The organism is Azospirillum agricola, from assembly GCF_017876095.1.
Taxonomy (GTDB): Bacteria; Pseudomonadota; Alphaproteobacteria; order Azospirillales; family Azospirillaceae; genus Azospirillum; species Azospirillum agricola.
In genome coordinates this window covers 80,754-93,811 of record NZ_JAGINM010000026.1, presented here as the reverse complement: position 1 = coordinate 93,811, position 13,058 = coordinate 80,754, and the positions used below count along the sequence as shown (strand labels likewise).

General features: G+C 68.2%; 8 protein-coding genes and 1 pseudogene. 1 reads left to right on the top strand and 8 read right to left on the bottom strand.

All coding sequences use genetic code 11. From position 1 onward, the window contains the following. From J2847_RS28700 to hpaE, 3 genes and pseudogenes are all read right to left on the bottom strand, one after another. The coding region (locus J2847_RS28700; protein WP_209782144.1) for a two-partner secretion domain-containing protein at positions 1-5,698 on the bottom strand (5,698 nt) is incomplete at its 3' end. Positions 5,699-5,840: 142 nt separating this feature from the next. Next, positions 5,841-6,094, bottom strand: a pseudogene (locus tag J2847_RS28695) (IS3 family transposase); the annotation flags it as partial. A gap of 170 nt (positions 6,095-6,264) precedes the next feature. Then, positions 6,265-7,788 (bottom strand): 5-carboxymethyl-2-hydroxymuconate semialdehyde dehydrogenase, encoded by a 1,524-nt coding sequence (hpaE, locus tag J2847_RS28690; RefSeq protein ID WP_209782143.1) that lies wholly within the window; start codon positions 7,786-7,788, stop codon positions 6,265-6,267. 298 nt (positions 7,789-8,086) lie between these two features. Here hpaE and hpaR point away from each other — a divergent pair, with 298 nt between their 5' ends. Beyond that, the gene (gene hpaR / locus J2847_RS28685; RefSeq protein WP_325169505.1) at positions 8,087-8,563 is read left to right on the top strand and encodes a homoprotocatechuate degradation operon regulator HpaR; all 477 of its coding nucleotides are present in this window, start codon (positions 8,087-8,089) and stop codon (positions 8,561-8,563) included. Between the two features lie 48 nt (positions 8,564-8,611). Here hpaR and J2847_RS28680 read toward each other — a convergent pair whose 3' ends face one another. Genes J2847_RS28680 through hpaD form a run of 5 tightly spaced genes read right to left on the bottom strand, consistent with a single transcriptional unit; the run spans position 8,612 to position 13,008 of the window. Beyond that, positions 8,612-10,066 carry an NAD-dependent succinate-semialdehyde dehydrogenase gene (locus tag J2847_RS28680; RefSeq protein ID WP_209782142.1) on the bottom strand — a complete coding sequence of 485 codons (1,455 nt, stop codon included), beginning with the start codon at positions 10,064-10,066 and terminating at the stop codon, positions 8,612-8,614. 36 nt (positions 10,067-10,102) lie between these two features. Beyond that, positions 10,103-10,915 carry a 4-hydroxy-2-oxoheptanedioate aldolase gene (hpaI, locus tag J2847_RS28675; protein WP_209782141.1) on the bottom strand — a complete coding sequence of 271 codons (813 nt, stop codon included), beginning with the start codon at positions 10,913-10,915 and terminating at the stop codon, positions 10,103-10,105. Between the two features lie 19 nt (positions 10,916-10,934). After that, positions 10,935-11,738 carry a 2-oxo-hept-4-ene-1,7-dioate hydratase gene (hpaH, locus tag J2847_RS28670; protein ID WP_085558273.1) on the bottom strand — a complete coding sequence of 268 codons (804 nt, stop codon included), beginning with the start codon at positions 11,736-11,738 and terminating at the stop codon, positions 10,935-10,937. 15 nt (positions 11,739-11,753) lie between these two features. Next, a complete protein-coding gene (locus tag J2847_RS28665) occupies positions 11,754-12,143 on the bottom strand; it encodes a 5-carboxymethyl-2-hydroxymuconate Delta-isomerase (protein ID WP_209782140.1) in 390 nt (129 codons plus the stop codon). Between the two features lie 16 nt (positions 12,144-12,159). Beyond that, positions 12,160-13,008: a 3,4-dihydroxyphenylacetate 2,3-dioxygenase gene (gene hpaD / locus J2847_RS28660; RefSeq protein WP_209782139.1), complete on the bottom strand. Its 849-nt coding sequence runs from the start codon at positions 13,006-13,008 to the stop codon at positions 12,160-12,162. Between the last annotated feature and the right edge of the window lie 50 nt (positions 13,009-13,058).

Here is a 13,058-nt window from a genome sequence, read left to right as displayed (position 1 = left end):
TCACGGTCTTTCCGGTGCCGACATTCTTGTCGGCCACGGCGCCGCTGCCGCCGATGCTGACCGCGTCGCCGCCGACGACGCCGCTGAGGCTCAGGTCCGAGGCGGCGGTGGTGCCGTCATAGACCCTGCCGCCGGTGGCGGTGAGCGTCTTGGCCGTGATGTCGAGTGTGGCGCCGCCCAGGGTGTAGTTGCCGGAATCGCCGCCGGTCAGCGACAGGCCGGTCACGGTCTTTCCGGTGCCGACATTCTTGTCGGCCACGGCGCCGCTGCCGCCGATGCTGACCGCGTCGCCGCCGACGACGCCGCTGAGGCTCAGGCCCGAGGCGGCGGTGGTGCCGTCATAGACCCTGCTGCCGGTGGCGGTCAGCGTCTTGGCGACGATGGTCAGCGTCGCGGTGACCGAGCCCAGCGTGTAAGCGCTGGTATAGCCGCTGTTGATCGACACTCCCGACAGGTCGATGGTGATGGTGTAGGTGCCGACGCCGCTGCCGCTCGCGGCGGTGGAACGGAGGGTCGGCGTGCCGGTGACCACGGCGCTCAGCGTGTCCGTTCCGGCCAAACCGGAATAGCTGTAACTGTAGGTGGGCAGGGCGTCGCCGTAGGTGATGGTGGTGTCCAGCGCGGAGAATGTCAGGGTGTTGGCCGGGATCGGCGCGACCGACGAATAAAGCAGCTGGCTGCCGGTGCCGGTCACCGATCCCGGCGGCGTCCCCGAATAGGTGATGCTGTACTGCGCGGTTCCGGTCAGCCCGCCCAGCGTGTTCAGCGCTGGATCGGCGGAATAGACCAGCCAGCGACCATTCGGGGTTGAAAGGACGGTGGAGTCGCCGTTGTTGACGAAATTCCCGCCCGATGACGCCGCCAGCACCAGCGCGTTCCCCGAACCCGATGCCGCCAGCACCGCGCCGGAATTGATCGCGATATCGCCCCTGTCGGGACCGGCGTTGTCGACCGTGATGGTCCCGCCGGTCAGGCTGCCCAAGGTGATGGCGCCGCTGGCGGTGTTGGTGTTGCCGGCCCCGGTGTCGAGCGTCAGGGCGATGGCCCCGGTTCCGGCGTCGATCGCCTTGCCCGACGCCATAGTGATGACGGCGGCACCACTGTCGCGTTGCGCATCCACCACCCCGGCGCTCGCCTTGGCGTTGGCGATGGCGGTGAAATCGCCGTTATCGGTGGTGATGTTGGCGTTCAGGAGGATGCTGCGCCCGGCCGACAGGGTAAAGGCGCCGCCATTGCCGATGGGGTTGTTGACGATGATGTCACTGGATACGGTGATGTCGTTGTTCGCTTGCAGGGTCAGGGCGGTGCCGGTGTTGAGCACCGCGGTGACTGCGTCGGGCTGGATGGTCACGGTCCGGTCGGATGCCGTGGCATAGGTCAGGCCGCTGACCGGCACCCCGACCATGATGCGCCCTCCAACGCCTTGGAGGCTTGAATAGGCCAGGTAGGTCCCGTTGGTTCCCGCAAGGGTCGACAGCGCGCCGGTCGATGTGCCGACCAGACTGTTGGCGGAAGAAACGACGCCGGTCACGCCCGCCGTGCCGTTCCCCCAGGTCACCGCGCCCGCCGACGTCACCGTGCCGTTCGACCAGGTAGAGGCCCGCAAGATATAGTTACCGTTGGCCAATGTCGTTATTTGGGTGCCCACCCTGTCGTTGGCTTGACTGCCGACCAGGCTGTTGGTGGACGAGACGACGCCGGTCACGCCGGCCGTGCCGTTCCCCCAGGTCACCGCGCCGGCCGACGTCGCGCCGCTGTTTACCCAGGCGGCGCTTAAGACGAGGTAGTTGCCGTTGGCGAGGGTGGAAAGACCGTTCCCCACCTTGTCGCTGGCGCTCGACCCCACCAGACTGTTGGATGCGGAGGCGACGCCGGTCGCGCCGGCCGTGCCGTTCCCCCAGGTGACGACGCCGGCGGAGGCCACCGTTCCGTTGCTCCACCACGAGCTGACGATCAGGTAGTTGCCGTTGGTGAGCGCGGTGAGGGAATTGCCGAACCGATCATTGGCGGTGGTTCCGACAATGCTGTTGGCGGTTGACACGACGCCGGTAACGCCAATCGTCCCGTCGCCCCACGTCACCGCTCCCGCCGATGTCGCGCCATTGTACGACCAGAGCGAGGACCTGACGACATAGTTGCCGTTGTTCAGCGCCAGGGTCCCAATGCCCACCCGGTCGTTGGTCGAACTCCCGACCAGACTGTTGGATGAGGACACGGTGCCGGTCACGCCGGTGGAGCCGTTACCCCACGTGACGGCGCCAGCGTAAGTCGACGTCCCGTTGCTCCAACGCGTGCTTGTAACGAGGTAGTTCCCGTTGCTGAGCGTCGTCACACCGCTGATCGCATCCCCAGTGCTGGACCCCATGAGGCTGTTGGTGGTCGATACGGCCCCGGTCACCCCGATCGTCCCGTCGCCCCACGTCACCGACCCCGCGTTGGTGGCTGTCCCGTTGGACGTGGCGCTGCTGGTGACGAGATAATTGCCGTTGGCCAATTCCGTCAGGCTCACTCCGACCTTGTCGTTGGCGGCGGTGCCGACCAGGCTGTTGGCCGACGAAACCACGCCGGCCCCGCCACCCGTCCCGCTCATCCATGTCGCGGCACCGGCCGACGCCGCCGTGCCGTTGGACCAAACGGAGCTGCCCACGACATAATTGCCGTTGCTGAGGGCGAGAACCACTATGCCTACCGTGTCACCGACAGTACTGCCGACCAGACTGTTGCTGGTTGACACGACGCCGGTAACACCGGCGGTTCCGCTCCCCCAGGTTACAGCACCGGCGCTGGTGGCGGTCCCGTTCGCCCAGGCGATGTTCTTGACGACATAATTGCCGTTGGTCAGGCCGGTGATGCCGGTTCCGACCTTATCGCCGGTCGAACTCCCGACCAGACTGTTGGAAGAGGACACGGTGCCGGTGATCGCGCCGCTGCCCCAGGTAACTGCGCCGGCACTCGCCGCCGTCCCGTTGTTCCACGACGTTGTGATGGTGATGTAGCTGCCGTTGGACAAGCTGGTGGTGCTGGAGCCGACCTTGTCGTTGGCATTGACGCCCACCAGGCTGTTGGTGGCGGACACCACGCCGGAAATAGGGGCGGTGCCGTCGGCCCATGTGATGGCGCCGGCCGACGCCGCCGTCCCGTTGGTCCAATAGGATGTAAAGACGACATAATTGCCGTTGGCCAACTCCGTCAGCTGGATGCCGACCTTGTCGTTGGTTTGAGAACCCACCAGGCTGTTGGCGGAGGACACCACGCCGGTGACCCCGGCGGTCCCGCTGCCCCAGGTGACGGCGCCGGCCGACGACATCGTCCCGTTCGCCCAGGCGGTGCTCCTGACGACATAATTGCCGTTGGTCAGAGTGGTATAGCTCGAGCCCACCGTGTCATTGGCCCGGCTCCCCACCAGGCTGTTGGTGGCCGACACCACGCCGGTGACCGCGGCGGTTCCGTTCCCCCAGCTGAGCGCCCCGGCCGCTGTCGCCGTCCCGTTCGCCCAGCTTGTGGCACTAACCAGATAGCCGCCGCCGGTCAGCGCCGTCACGCCGTTCCCGACCTTGTCGTTGGCCCTGCTCCCCACCAGGCTGTTGGCGGCGGACACCGTGCCGGTGATCCCGGCGGTGCCGTTCCCCCAGGTCACCGCCCCCGCGCTCGCCACCGTGCCGTTCGACCAATAAGTGGTGTAGGTGACGAAATTGCCGTTCGTCAGCACGGCAACGTTCTGGCCCACCTTGTCGTTGGCGGTGCTTCCGACCAGACTGTTGCTGGACGACACCACGCCGGCGACCCCGGTTACGCCGCTGCCCCAGGTCACGGCGCCGGCGCTCGTGCTGGTGCCGTTGTTCCAGGCGGTGCTCTTTACGACGAAATTACCATTGGCAAGCGTCGTGGGGGTGATTGCGCCCAGGGCTTGGTTCGTATCACTGCCGTACAATGCGCTGATCAGCGCGCCCGTTGTCCCGTTGAAAAGATAGACCGCCCCCGCGTTCGATGCGGAAAAATCATCGCCCTGAGACGTCACCAGGATGTTGCCGCCGGACAGAAGCTGGACGCTCGCCCCGAACGAGTTGCTCGCCGCCGGGTTGGGGTCGACCAGGTCGAACTGCGGGGTGACGCCGCCGCTGGTGCTGATGACGATGTTTTTGGGATCGAGCAGCAGCGAACCCGCTTGGCCGTTGGTCGCGCCCGCGTCGCCCAGACCGGCGAACACCAGGGTGTCGTGGGACGACACCTCGATCAAGCCGCCGTCGCCGCGAACCGTGCCGCCGCGAGCCGACGCGCTGCCGGCGAACGAGGTTTGGTCTTCCGACCAGATGATGATCCGGCCGCCGTCCCCCGTGGGGCCGCTGGCGTCGGCGCGCGCCGTGGCGCCGCCGGTGACCGTCACCGTGCCGGCCTTGAGCATATCGCCCGAGCCCTGGTAATCGCCGCCGACCCGGATGCTGCCACCTTGGGAGCCGCCCGACGCATTGAGCGACGCCCCGACAACGTTGATGGTGGCGCCGAACAGGTCGATGTTCCCGCCGCCGCCGGTCGCACCTCGGGCGTCGACGGCGCCCGAGGTGAACAGGGTCGAATCGCCTGCCGTGCTCGTGACGGCAACTTTGCCGCCGGAGGTTGCGCCGCGGGCAGTCGTTTCCGCCGCCGCTGTATCGACATAGGTCTTGGCGTACTTCACCGCGACCTTGCCGCCGGCCCCCGTCGCGCCGTCCGCCTTGATCTTGCCCTGGTTGGACACCCGGCCCGCCGACACCTTGACCTTGCCGCCCGTGGCGCCGCTGACGGAAATCGTCCCGGTATTGATCGCCGCATGGGAGGTGTCGGTGGCGACCTTGATCCGGCCGCCGTTTCCGTCGGCATTCACTGCGGAAATGCTGCCGCTGTTCTGCACATGCCCGTCGCCGGCCGTCAGCCAGACCTGACCGTCACGGTTGGCGCTGCCGGTGGCGCGGATGGCGCCGCCGTTGTTGCCGGCCAAGGCGTAGATGTTGCCCCCGGCGGCCCGCAATTCCACCTGGGCCGCGGCAATGGTTCCCTGGTTGTCGACTTGGCCGGTTCCGGCCCGCACCAGCACCCGTCCCCGGCGGCTGTCGACCTTCTCGGTCAGCAGCACCTCATGTCCGCCGGCAAGGGCCGCGGTTCCATTCGGCGCGGACAAGGTTCCCTTGTTGGACACCTCGCGGGCGATCAGCAGGACGTCGCCGCCGGAAGAGGAGATGGCGCCGAGGTTTTCCACCTTGGCCGTGCTGTCGCCCTTGAAGGTCAGCGGTTTGGCCGACATGAAATCGTCGCTGGGCACGTCATGGGTGCTGGCGACGAAACTGCCGCCGGTGGTCACGGTGCCGGTGGGGCCGACCACCACCCCGGCGGGGTTGACCAGATAAACCGAGCCCGTGGCGGTCAGCGAACCGGCGATCGCCGACGGATTGCCGCCGCTGACCCGGTTGAGGGTGGCGCCGCTGCCATTCTCGAACGCGACCTTGGCGCCTTGGCCGATGGAAAAACTGTTCCAGTTGACGATGCCACGGCTGCCTTGCTGGGTCACGGTCATGGTCGCACCGGTGGTGGCGATGCCGCCGCTTCCCGCCACGAATCCCCCGCCGGTCGGAAGGGTTTGCGCCGACAGCGGGCCGCTCAGGACCAACAGGCTGGTCAAGCTGCTCGTGCTCAGAATGACACTCAGCCACCCCTTCCAGGTCATGGTGCCGACGCTCCTATCCGCTCAATCGCCGTCGATGATCGCCTCCGCCAGGATGATGCTGACGGCATCGATTTCGTCAAAATTGGGGGGATAGGATATAGCCTGCTCTACATAGGGGGCATCCCATATTCGTGGGAGATGCCTGCCGGCTGCCGTACCAGGGCGTTTCCAGGAACTGCCCGTCGATCCGCCGCATCAGCTCCAGGTTCTCGACCGGCTCGCCTTTGGCCAGTCCGTAGTGGCTGGATCGGCTGACGGAAACCAGCTCGCATCGCCGGGTGAGCGACAGCCGCGGCTGCTCCGGTTCGATCAGCTCCCGCCTCCGACCGACGCTCATCGTCCGGAGGCCTTGCGCAAAAAATCCTGCTCCACCACCAACGGCCCAATCATCGCATGGTCAAGTTGACAACGCCCTGTGTCACCCCCGCTGCCGGGAGGGCTGGGCTTTATCCGATCTCCGCATGCTGGCAGACTTTGCAACAGAACCGTTCAGTTCACCCGGGAACGATGCGGCGGAGGGATCATCCGCCGCATCACCCCGGTCTTTATCGCATGAATGCGGTGGATCAGGCGCCGAGCTTCGGCACCGTGTGTGTGTCGAGCGCCACGCAGATGTTCTTCGTCTCCATGTAGAAATCGAAGCTGTAGTCGCCGCCGTCACGGCCGATGCCGCTGGCCTTCATGCCGCCGAAGGGGGTGGGGAGATGGCGGTTGTTCTCCGAATTGATCCACACCATGCCGGCGTCCAGCTTCAACGCGACGCGGTTGGCCCGGCCGACGTCGCGGGTCCAGACATAGCCGGTCAGCCCATAGGCGACGTCGTTGGCCACCGCGACCGCCTCCGCCTCGTCCTGGAAGGGAATGGCGGTCAGGACAGGCCCGAAGATTTCCTCCTGGGCGATGCGCATGCGGTTGTGCGCGCCGGTGAACAGCGTCGGACGGACGTAGTTGCCGCCGGTGCCGGCCTCTTCGGCGCGGATGCCGCCGACCTTGACCGTCGCGCCGTCCTCCCGCGCGATGGCGCAATAGCCCAGAACCTTGTTCAGATGGCGCTCGTGCACCAGCGGGCCGACCTCGGTGGCGGGATCCAGCGGGTGGCCGACGCGGATGCGGGCGACGCGCTCCGCCAACCTTTCGACGAAGGCGTCATGGATACCGCTCTGCACCAGCAGGCGCGAGGACGAGGTGCAGCGCTGGCCATTGAGGCTGTAGATCATGAACACCACGGCGTCCAGGGCCCGGTCCAGATCGGCGTCGTCGAACACGATGACCGGGTTCTTGCCGCCCAGTTCGAAATGCACGCGCTTCAGCGTCGGGGCGCCCTGGGCCATGATGTGGCTGCCGGTGGTCGATTCACCGACGAAGGCCACCGCCTTGATCGCCGGATGCTCGGTCAGCAGCTTGCCGGCCTCCTCGCCCAGCCCGTTGACCAGATTGGCGACGCCGGCCGGCACACCGGCTTCGGCCATGATCTCGGCCAGCAGCATGGCGGTCAGCGGGCTCCACTCCGCCGGCTTGTGGACCACCGTGCAGCCGGCGGCCAGCGCCGGGGCGATCTTCCAGGTCGACAGCATGAAGGGCGTGTTCCAGGGCGTGATGACCGCCACCGGTCCCAGCGCCTGCCGGACGGTGACGTTCAGGTGATCCCTGGCCGGCAGCGACAGGCCGTTGGCGGCATCCGGCGCCCGGTCGGCGAAGAAGCGGAAATTCTCCGCCGCGCGTTCGGCGGCCTTGCTCATGAAACGGATCGGCTGGCCGCTGTCCAGGCTTTCCAGCAGGGCGATCTCCTCCGCCCGCGCCAGGATGCCGTCGGCGACCCGGTGCAGGATGCGCTTGCGCTCGGTGCCCGGCAGGGCGGCCCAGGCGGGGAAGGCGCGCTGCGCCGCCGTCGCGGCGGCATCGACGTCGGCGGCGTTGCCGGCGTGGACCCGGTTGATGATCCCGCCGTCGATGGGGGACAGGTTGTCGAACAGCCGGCCCGACTGGCCGGGCACCTCCCGCCCGTCGATGAAATGGCCGAGCGGACGATCGCGGAACCGGGTCAGGAGCCGTTCCGCGGTTGCGAGATTCGCTTCGAAAAGGGATGCCATGGCGTTTCACTCCAGAGTTTGGTTGGCGCTTGTTGGGCCGAGGTGGGGTGGGCCGAGGTAGGGCCGGCCGGGGCGCGGCGGGCGGTGCGCCCCGACGCAAACTTGACTTGTTAATATTTAACATGTTATATAAATCGGGCGGCGGTGCTGTCAAGCGCTTTCCCTGCGCGGGGTCGCCGCGCTATGGTGCAGGAAACCTCCAGACATGCGTCGATTCTTTCCAGATGAGGCCGGAGCCTTGGGCAGACCTTCCAGAAAAGCCGCGGCGGCAGCCGGACCGGTGGTGGAACCCACAGAGGTGGCCGGGCACTCCGGTGGCGAGATGCGGGCCTTCCGCCGGTCCCTGCCGATGGCGCTGCTGAAGGCGCGCGAAGCGGTGATGGCGCGCTTCCGTCCGCTGCTGCACGAACATGACCTGACCGAACAGCAATGGCGGGTGCTGCGCGCCCTGACCACGGCGGACGGGTTCCGCGCCGGTGAACTGGCGCGGGTCAGCAGCATCAGCATGCCCAGCCTGTCGCGCATCCTGCGCACGCTGGAAAAGCGCGGGCTGATCCAGCGCGGCATCGAGGACAAGGATTTGAGGGCGGCCCAGATCTCGATCACGCCGTCCGGCCGCGACATGATCGCGCTGATCGCCCCCCACAGCGAACGGCGCTATGCCGAGATCACCGCGGCCTTCGGCGCCGACCGGCTGGCGACGCTGTACGGGCTGCTCGACGAACTCGCCGATTGCCTGGGCGGTGCGGACGGGGACGGCGGCGACGAGGAGTAGGGGGAAGGAGTAGGGGCGGGGGCCGATGGCCCCCTCATGCGCACGTCGCTAAAGTCCCCCCATGCACAGGTATTTGATCTCCACGTAATCCTCGATGCCGTAGCGGGAGCCCTCGCGGCCGAAGCCGGATTGCTTCACCCCGCCGAACGGCGCCACCGCGGTGGAGATCAGGCCGGTGTTGATGCCGACCATCCCGTATTCCAGCGCTTCGCCGACGCGCCAGACGCGGGCGTGGTCGCGGGTGAAGAGATAGGCGGCGAGGCCGTATTCGCTGTCGTTGGCGAGACGCACGGCGTCGGCGTCGTCGGTGAAGCGGATCAGGGGGGCGACCGGGCCGAAGATCTCCTCCACCGCCACCCGCATCGACGCGGTGACGCCGGTCAGCACCGTCGGTTCGAACCATGTGCCGCCCAGCGCATGGCGCCGGCCTCCCACCGCCACGGCGGCGCCGGACCGGGTGGCGTCGGCCACCAGTTCCTCCACCTTCGCCAGGGCGGCGTCGTCGATCAGCGGCCCCTGCTGCACGCCGTCCTCAAGCCCGTTGCCGACCGTCAGCGCGGCCACCGCCTCCGCCAGCTTGGCGGCGAAGCGATCGTAGATGCCGTCCTGCACCAGGAAGCGGTTGGAACAGACGCAGGTCTGGCCGGCGTTCCGGTATTTGGAGGCCAGGGCGCCGGCGACCGCCGCGTCGAGATCGGCGTCGTCGAAGACGATGAAGGGGGCGTTGCCGCCGAGTTCCATCGACAGCCGCTTGACCGTGCCGGCGCATTGCCCGATCAGCAGCCGGCCGACCTCGGTGGAGCCGGTGAAGGTCAGCTTGCGCACCGCCGCGCTGGCGGTCAGCGCCGCGCCGATCTGCCGGGCCGACCCGGTCACCACCGAGAAGACGCCGGGCGGGATGCCGGCGCGCTCGGCCAGTGCCGCCAGCGCCAGCGCCGACAGCGGGGTCTGTTCGGCCGGCTTGACGATCATCGTGCAGCCGGCCGCCAGCGCCGGCGCCGCCTTGCGGGTGATCATCGCCGCCGGAAAATTCCACGGCGTGATGGCGGCGCAGACGCCCACCGGCTCCTTCACCACGACGATGCGGCGGTCGGGCAGGGGGGACGGGATGACGTCGCCGTAGAGGCGCTTCGCCTCCTCCGCGAACCATTCGACGTAGGAGGCGGCGTAATCGATCTCGCCGCGCGCCTCGGCCAGCGGCTTGCCCTGCTCCAGCGTCATCAGCAGGGCCAGATCCTCGCGGTTTTCCAGGATCAGCGCGAACCAGCGGCGCAGCAGGGCGGCGCGGCGGCCGGCGGTTTCCGCCCGCCAGCCGGGGAAGGCGGTCTCGGCGGCGGCGATGGCGCGCGCGGTCTCCCCGGCGCCGCAGCGGGGGACATGGGCGATGGTGGCGCCGGTCGCCGGGTTGGTGACGGGGCTGCGCCCGCCATCGTCGGCGTCGATCCAGGCGCCGGCCACGAAGCAGCGCTCGCGCAGCAGGGTGCTGTCGGTCAAATCGATCATCGATGGGTATCCTGCGGAGGGTATCCGGCGGGGTGGTCAGTAGCCGCCGGGCGCCGGAGCGGTCGTCGTTGGGCCGAGAGACGGTTGGCGGAAGCGGGCGGCAAGGTCGGCGGCGGCGCGGGCGAACAGGGTGGTGTCCACCCCGACCCCGACGAACAGGGCGCCGGCCGCCAGATAGGCGCGGGCCAGCGCCTCGTCGGTCGCCAGCACACCGGCGGCCTTGCCGGCCCGGCGGGTGCGGGCGATGCCGTCCTCGATGGCCGCGCGCACGGTCGGATGTGCGGGCTGGCCGCGCAGGCCCAGCGACGCCGACAGGTCGGCCGGGCCGAAGAAGACGCCGTCCACCCCCTCCACCGCCGCGATGGCGTCGAGATTTTCCAGACCGCGGGCGGACTCCACCTGCACCAGCAGGCAGATTTCGCCGTCGGCCTCGTCCAGATAGCCGCCGATGCGATTCCAGCGCGAGGCGCGGGCGAGCGCGCTGCCCACCCCGCGAATGCCGCCGGGCGGGTAGCGGGTGGCGGCGACCAGCGCCGCCGCCTGCTCCGCCGTCTCCACCATCGGCACCAGCAGGGTCTGGGCGCCGAGGTCGAGCATCCGCTTGATGATCGCCGCGTCGCCCACCACCGGGCGGACGATGGGATGGCTGGGATAGGCGGCGATGGCCTGAAGCTGGGCCAGGATGCCGCGCAGGTCGTTCGGGGCGTGCTCGCCGTCGATCAGCAGCCAGTCGAAGCCGGCCCCGGCCGCGATTTCCGCGCAGTAGGCGTCGGCCAGCCCGAGCCACAGGCCGAACTGCGGCTGGCCTGCCGCCAATGCCCGCTTGAAGGCGTTTTCCGGATTCCTCATCGAAGCCCTCCTTGAAACCTTATACGAAGCGCAGCGCGATGGAGCCGAAGGGGCCGTAATCGGCATGGACCGTGTCGCCGGCCTTGACCGGCACCGGGCGGGTGAAGGACCCGGCGAGCACGACCTGCCCCGGCTCCAGCGCCACGCCATGCGGCGCGAAGCGGCGGGCGAGCCAGCAGATGCCGTTGGCCGGGTGGTTCAGCACGCCGGCCGCGACGCCGGTCTCCTCGATCACGCCGTTGCGGTAGAGCAGGGCGGCGGCCCAGCGCAGGTCGGTGTCCAGCGGCCGCATCGGCCGGCCGCCCATGACGATGCCGGCGTTCGCCGCGTTGTCGGAGATGGTGTCCATCACCTTGCGCGGGCGCTTGCTGTCGGGATCGATGCGGTGGCAGCGGGCGTCGATGATTTCCAGCGCCGGCACGACATAGTCGGTGGCCGACAGCACGTCGAACAGGGTGACGTTCGGCCCCTCCAGCCGCGCTTTCAGGATGAAGGCCAGCTCGACCTCCACCATCGGGGCGATGAAGCGGTCGATGGCGATGTCGCCGCCGTCGGGGAACAGCATGTCGTCGAGCAGGGTGCCGTAATCCGGCTCGTCGATCTGCGAGGATTGCTGCATCGCCCGGCTGGTCAGGCCGATCTTGTGGCCGATGACCTTGCGCCCCCCGGCGATCTTCGCCTCCACCCAGCAGCGCTGGATGGCGTAGGCGTCCTCGATGGTGATGTCGGGGTGGTCCAGCGAGATCTGGCGGGTCTGGACGCGGGTGTTCTCCGCCTCGTGCAGGCGCGCGGCGGCGGCCCGGACGGCATCGGGACTGAGCATGGGGAAAGCCTCGTCTCAAGCGGCCTTGTAGCGGCCGTGGATGTTGTTGTGCTTCCAGGTGCCGGCCTCGCTGAACTCCTGGATGTCCAGCGACAGGGCCAGGAAGCGGCTGGCGAAGAGGTCGGCGAAATGGTCCCTGACCATGGCGAACAGCTCGTCGCCGGCCTTTTTCTTCTGCTCGGCGCTGCGGCCGCTGCCGATCCTCAGCGTCAGGTGGACGAAGGCGTCGTCGGCCGTGCCGTCCGCCACGCAGAAATCCTCCAGCCGGATGGCGCGGGAGCGGATGCCGCCGATGGGAAAGGCGCCGCCCTGGGCGATCAGCACGGCGTTGGCCTTGCGCAGCAGCGCCGGAATGTCGGCTTGTGCGCCGAGGTTGCCGGTGTATTCGACGGTCAGATGCGGCATGCTCCGTCCTCCCGCCTCAGACCGAGAAGACGGCGTTGATCTGGCCGGTGCCGGAGGAGGCGAAATAGGGCGTGACGATGTCCACGCTGCCCTCGTAACGGTCCCAGCCCAGCGCGCCGAACAGCATGGCGGTGTCGTGCATGTAGCCCTCGCCCCAGCATTTCTCGGCATACATCGGCAGCATGGCGGTGAAGGTCGCCCAGTCGCCGCGCTGCCACAGATCGACCACGCGCAGGTCGACCTGCTCCAGGAAGGGGTCCCACATCTTGTGCAGGTACTCCTCCGACACGCCGTTCTGGGCGAAGCGGTGGGACAGCGAGCCGCTGGCGAGGATGGCGACGGTGCCGTCATACTCCTCCTCGATGGCGCGGCGGACGGCGCGGCCCAGCGTGGCGCTGTCCTTCAGGTCGTGGACGGTGCAGAGCGAGGAGACCGACACCACCTTGAAGCGGCGATCCTCGTTCATGTAGCGCATCGGCACCAGCGTGCCGTATTCCAGTGTCAGCGAGGTTTCCGAATGCGCCCGGGTGTTCACCCCGGCCGCCGTCGCGGTGCGGGCGAGCAGATGGCCGAGCGCCGGGTTGCCGTCATAGGCGTAGGACAGGTTCTTGATGAAGTGCGGCAGCTCGTTGCTGGTGTAGACGCCTTCGAAATGGGCGGCGCAGTTGACGTGGTAGCCGGAATTGACCAGCCAGTGGGTGTCGAACACCACGATGGTGTCGACGCCGAGGTCGCGGCAGCGCCGGCCGATCTCCTTGTGGCCGGCGATGGCGGCGTCGCGGCATCCCTTGTGCGGGCCGTCCAGCTCCGACAGATACATGGACGGGACGTGGGTGATCTTGGCGGCGAGTGCGAGCTTGCCCATGCTTTCCTCCGGAATGCGGCCGGTTCGGTCCGGCTTGGCGATGGACCTCT

Bases quoted from the DNA above. Each gene is read 5' to 3' on its own strand.
- hpaE (WP_209782143.1), bottom strand. From the start codon at position 7,788: ATGGCATCCCTTTTCGAAGCGAATCTCGCAACCGCGGAACGGCTCCTG.
- J2847_RS28680 (WP_209782142.1), bottom strand. From the start codon at position 10,066: ATGATCGATTTGACCGACAGCACCCTGCTGCGCGAGCGCTGCTTCGTG.
- hpaI (WP_209782141.1), bottom strand. From the start codon at position 10,915: ATGAGGAATCCGGAAAACGCCTTCAAGCGGGCATTGGCGGCAGGCCAG.
- hpaH (WP_085558273.1), bottom strand. From the start codon at position 11,738: ATGCTCAGTCCCGATGCCGTCCGGGCCGCCGCCGCGCGCCTGCACGAG.
- J2847_RS28665 (WP_209782140.1), bottom strand. From the start codon at position 12,143: ATGCCGCATCTGACCGTCGAATACACCGGCAACCTCGGCGCACAAGCC.
- hpaD (WP_209782139.1), bottom strand. From the start codon at position 13,008: ATGGGCAAGCTCGCACTCGCCGCCAAGATCACCCACGTCCCGTCCATG.